Annotated in this window: 7 protein-coding genes; all 7 read left to right on the top strand. The window is 34.3% G+C overall.

Going from position 1 to position 4,541, the window contains the following annotated elements; all coding sequences use genetic code 11:
• Nucleotides 1-410 precede the first annotated feature (410 nt).
• Nucleotides 411-779: a 50S ribosomal protein L7Ae gene (gene rpl7ae, locus ACKI3D_RS06880; protein WP_406533986.1), complete on the top strand. Its 369-nt coding sequence runs from the start codon at nucleotides 411-413 to the stop codon at nucleotides 777-779.
• Between the two features lie 32 nt (nucleotides 780-811).
• Nucleotides 812-1,018, top strand: coding sequence for a 30S ribosomal protein S28e (locus ACKI3D_RS06875; protein WP_042692817.1), 207 nt, complete (start codon nucleotides 812-814; stop codon nucleotides 1,016-1,018).
• Between the two features lie 14 nt (nucleotides 1,019-1,032).
• Nucleotides 1,033-1,194 carry a 50S ribosomal protein L24e gene (locus ACKI3D_RS06870; protein WP_295594697.1) on the top strand — a complete coding sequence of 54 codons (162 nt, stop codon included), beginning with the start codon at nucleotides 1,033-1,035 and terminating at the stop codon, nucleotides 1,192-1,194.
• Entirely contained in the window at nucleotides 1,191-1,643 is a 453-nt protein-coding gene (gene ndk, locus ACKI3D_RS06865; RefSeq protein WP_407393189.1) for a nucleoside-diphosphate kinase, read from the top strand. Before ACKI3D_RS06870 ends, ndk begins: the two co-directional genes overlap by 4 nt.
• A gap of 37 nt (nucleotides 1,644-1,680) precedes the next feature.
• A complete protein-coding gene (gene infB / locus ACKI3D_RS06860; RefSeq protein WP_407393187.1) occupies nucleotides 1,681-3,471 on the top strand; it encodes a translation initiation factor IF-2 in 1,791 nt (596 codons plus the stop codon).
• Nucleotides 3,472-3,509: 38 nt separating this feature from the next.
• Nucleotides 3,510-3,893: a 30S ribosomal protein S6e gene (locus ACKI3D_RS06855; protein WP_407393185.1), complete on the top strand. Its 384-nt coding sequence runs from the start codon at nucleotides 3,510-3,512 to the stop codon at nucleotides 3,891-3,893.
• A 63-nt stretch (nucleotides 3,894-3,956) separates the two neighbouring features.
• Nucleotides 3,957-4,541, top strand: a 585-nt coding sequence (locus ACKI3D_RS06850) for a translation initiation factor IF-2 subunit gamma (protein WP_407393184.1), incomplete at its 3' end; no start/stop codon positions are given.

The following is a 4,541-nucleotide window of genomic DNA, read 5'->3' as shown; positions in this document are numbered from 1 at the left end:
CTCTAGCCAGCTGAGCTATTCCGCCATTTCTTAGGCTTTCGCCCACAACGCTTAAATATTATAACAGATATATCTGCATTTGTCAAGTTTTTTTTGCTATTTTTTTCTTTTCTGCATTTTTTACATTCCTGTGCCCGTTTTTACGGGTTATTGTTGTATATTTTGTCCCATTGTGTTTGTTTTATCCGTGTTTGTCTGCGTATTCTTCCGGTACTTTTTTCCTTATTGTCCGCAGTTTTTCGAAAAAAGTGCAAAATGTGCAGATTTCTGCTCCGAATTTACAAAATGGTTACAGATATTTTTTTGTGTCTTTGCGAAACGGCGGTATAATTACATTATATTATGATTCTAAAAGAATTATAATATCTGCCGATGGATGGCATAGCCAGATGAAAAAGGAGGTATATAATATGGCAAACATTTATGTAAAATTTGACACACCTGAAGAATTAGCTAAACAAGCTGAAGAAGCATTAGAAACCGCACAAGCTACTGGTAAAGTAGCAAAAGGTACTAACGAAGTAACCAAATTCATCGAAAGAGGAGATGCAGCATTAGTTGTTATCGCAGAAGATGTTGATCCTGCTGAAATCGTTGCACACATTCCTGTTTTAGCTGATGAAAAAGAAATTCCTTACGTATATTTACCTACCAAAGAACAAGTTGGTGGAGCTGCTGGTTTAACTGTTGGAACTGCATCTGCATGTATTGTAGACGCTGGTGACGCTGAAGCTGCTGTTGCTGAAATTGCTGAAAAAGTTGCTGAATTAAAAGAATAGATAAATTCTTTTAATGATTAACGGTGATTTATATGGAAGAAGGTACTCCTGCTGAAGTCATTGAAGTTTTAAAAAGAACTGGTATGACTGGTGAGGTAATGCAAATTAAATGCAGAATCCTCGATGGTAGAGATAAAGGAAGAATTTTAACAAGAAACATTATGGGTCCTGTTAGAGAAGGCGACATTTTAATGTTACTTGATACAATTAGAGAAGCTAAGGAAATTAGAACTCCTTAAGAAGGTGTAAGAACATGAGAACTTGTTCATTCTGTCATAAAGAAATAGAAGAAGGTACAGGAAAGATGTACGTCAAAAAAGACGGTTCAATTTATTTCTTTTGTAGCAGCAAATGTGAAAAGAATATGATTAAACTCGGAAGAGTTCCAAGAAAAGTTAAATGGGTTAAAGAATGATTCAAAAAAGTTTTGTTATGATGAAACCAGACGCTGTTCAAAGACGTCTTATGGGTAGAATTTTAGCTCGTTTTGAAGATAAAGGTCTTCAAATCGTTGCTTGTAAATTAATTCAAATCGATGAAGATTTAGCAAAAACTCATTATGGAGAACATGCTGAAAAGCCATTTTTCCCAAGTTTAGTTGAATACATTACTTCTTCACCATGCCTTGCTATGGTAATTCAAGGAGAAGAAGCTATCACTACTATTAGGAAAATTGTTGGTGCAACCAATCCTTTAGAAGCGGATCTTGGAACTATCAGAGGAGACTTTGGTATGGAAACAGGTAGAAACATTATTCATGCTTCAGATGCTCCTGAATCTGCAGAAAGAGAAATTGGCCTTTTCTTTAATGAAGACGAAATTTGCGATTATGAAATAGTCGATAACAATTTAATTTATGAATAAATTTAAATTTTAGAAATTTATTATCAAAGAAGATATTATGAAAATCAGATCCCCGATTGTATCAGTTTTAGGGCATGTAGACCATGGAAAAACTACATTGTTAGATTATATTAGAGGCAGTACTATCGCAGATAAGGAAGCCGGTGGTATTACACAACATATTGGTGCTACTGAAATCCCAAATGATACTATTGAAGAAATCTGTGGAAATTTTATATCAAGATTAACTATCAAAGATTTAATTCCAGGTTTATTCTTTATTGATACTCCAGGACATGCTGCTTTCACTAGTTTGAGAAAACGTGGTGGAGCGTTAGCAGATTTAGCAGTTTTAATCGTTGATATTAATGATGGCTTCATGCCACAGACATATGAAGCATTAAATATTCTTAAAATGTATAAAACTCCATTTATTGTAGTTGCTAATAAGATTGACATGTTATTTGGATGGGAAACTCATGAAGGAGCTTCCTTCAGTGAATCCTTTAATCAGCAAGCTCAAAGTGTCAAACAAAATTTGGACACAAAAGTCTATGAACTTGTTGGTACTCTTCACAAAGAAGGCTTCCAATCTGAAAGATTTGATAGAATTAGCGACTTCTCTTCACAGATAAGTATTATTCCAATTAGTGCTAAGTCTGGTGAAGGTATTATTGAAGTTTTAGCAATGTTGCTTGGACTTGCTCAGGAATATTTAACCGAACAACTGGAAATTAACGAAGATGCACCTGCTAAAGGTACTGTTTTAGAGATTAAAGAAGAAGTGGGTTTAGGTCTTACAATTGATAGTATTATTTATGATGGTGTTTTACGAACTAATGATGAAATTGCTTTGATGACTTCTTCAAATGAAGTTTTAACAACCAAAATCAGGTCTATTTTAAGACCTCTTCCGCTTGAGGAAATGAGAGATTCTAAAAAGAAATTCCAAAAGTTCGATGAAGTTGTTGCAGCTGCAGGTATTAAGATTGCTGCACCTAATTTAGATGATGTTGTTTCCGGCTCCCCGCTTAGGGTATTAAGCGAAGATGAAGATGTTGAAGCTGAACTCCTGAAGGAAATTGAGGATATTACAATTAATACTGAAGATGAAGGAGTATTGGTTAAAGCAGATACATTAGGTTCTCTTGAAGCTGTTATTCAATTGTTAAGTGAAATAGATATCCCTATTCGTGAAGCATCTATTGGTGATGTAAACCGTAGAGATATAATCAATTCATCCATTGCTTTAAATGAAAATGATACACATGGAGCGATTATCGCTTTCAATGTTGATGTTCACCCTAATTCCGTTGAAGATTTAAAGAATTCCGATATTAAGCTCTTCAAAGGTGATGTAATCTATCAAATCATTGAAGATTATGAGGATTGGATTGACGAAATTGAAAAAGCTAAGAAAAAAGCATTCTATAATGCCATTATTAAACCTGCAAAATTCATGGCTTTACCAAAATTGGTTTTCCGCCAAAGCAAACCTGCCATTATTGGTATTGAATCCATTAGCGGAACCATTAAACAAGGTCAGACCTTGATTAATAAAAATGGTGAATACGTTGGAGTAATAGCCAGTATGGAGGATAAGGGCGAAACATTGCCTGATATTTCCAGAGGTCAAAGGGTAGCTATGGCTATTAAGGATGCTGTCGTTGGAAAACATTTCGAAGAAGGGGACGAATTATTTGTCGATGTTCCTGAAAAGCATTATAAGTTTATTGAAAGGGAATTTAAAGACAAGTTAACTGAAGATGAATTCGAAACTCTTTATGAATTCTTAGAAATTAAACGTAAAAAGGATCCAGATTGGGGTAAATTTGGTTTATTTGAATAATAAATTTTGTTTATATTAATAATATATGGAGGAATACCATGGCATTCAAAGTTGTTGTGTCTCAAAAAGCTGAAACTCATCAAATTGAAGTTGAAGAAACAAAAGCGCTTAATGGTTTAGTCATCGGTGAGGAATTTGATGGTGGACTTGTTGGTTTAGACGGTTACACTTTAAAAATTACCGGTGGTAGCGACAAAAATGGTTTTACCATGAAAAAAGATGTTTCCGGTACCAGAAGAATCAAAAGTTTATTAACTGGTGGTATTGGTTACCATCCTAAAGCTGATGGTGTTAAAAGAAGAAAAACTGTTAGAGGAAACACTATCGCTGAAGATATTGTACAAATCAACACTGTAGTTACTAAAGCTGGAAGCAAATCAATAGCTGAAATTATTGGTGCTGATGAAGAAGAGGAAGAATAGTTTTACTATTTTTCTTATTTAACTTTTAGTTGAATTCAAAATTATAAAAAAAGGTGGTTATCTGTGAACGTACAGTCAGATGTTAACATAGGTTTAGTTGGTCACGTAGACCACGGTAAGACTACTCTTACCAAAGCATTGTCCGGAGTATGGACTGATACTCACAGTGAAGAAACAAAAAGAGGTATTTCAATCCGTTTAGGTTATGCTGATATTGAATTTAGGAAATGCCCTAAATGCGGCGAGCCTGAGTGTTATACTACTTCTGAAAAATGTGAAATCTGTGGGAGTGAAACTGAATTAATTAGGAAAGTATCTTTTGTTGATGCTCCAGGTCACGAAACTCTTATGGCAACTATGTTATCTGGTGCTGCAATTATGGATGGTGCAGTATTAGTCATTGCTGCAAATGAAACTTGTTTACAACCACAAACTAAAGAGCATCTTATGGCACTTGATGTTATTGGTGTCAAAGATGTAATAGTAGTTCAAAACAAAATTGATATTGTTTCAAAAGAAAGAGCTATTGAAAGTTATAATGAAATTAAAGAATTTGTTAAAGGTACTTGTGCTGAAGATGCTTTAATAATACCTGTATCTGCTCAACAAGGAGCAAATGTCGATATACTAATTGAAGCAATGCTTAAA

Origin of the sequence: Methanobrevibacter sp., from assembly GCF_045586545.1 — an archaeon.
In the GTDB taxonomy this organism is placed as follows: Archaea; Methanobacteriota; Methanobacteria; order Methanobacteriales; family Methanobacteriaceae; genus Methanocatella.
Note: the sequence above shows the minus strand (reverse complement) of the source record. Positions and strands in the feature narration are given on the sequence as shown.